Annotated in this window: 1 pseudogene; it reads right to left on the reverse strand. The window is 59.7% G+C overall.

The window, feature by feature from the left end:
* Positions 1 to 243 (reverse strand): annotated as a pseudogene (locus NCR39_RS27740) (glutathione-dependent disulfide-bond oxidoreductase); the annotation flags it as partial.

A 243-nucleotide genomic window follows, 5' to 3' on the forward strand; every position in this document is an offset into this window, starting at 1 on the left:
CTTCACTTCCATGGCGAAGCGATCGATCGGATATTCCATCTTGCTCGGCGCATAAGCATAGAAGTGCCCGAATCCACCGCCCAGATAGGGCGCGCTTCCCATCTGCCAAAAAAGCCACGACAAGCACTCGGCGCGCTTTGCCGGTTCCGTCGGCACGAATGCGCCGAACTTCTCCGCGAGATAAAGCAGGATCGCGCCGGATTCGAAAACTCGCACGGGCGTTGCGCCGCTGCGATCCACGAG

The organism is Caballeronia sp. ATUFL_M2_KS44 (assembly GCF_023630965.1).
Lineage (GTDB): Bacteria > Pseudomonadota > Gammaproteobacteria > Burkholderiales > Burkholderiaceae > Caballeronia > Caballeronia concitans.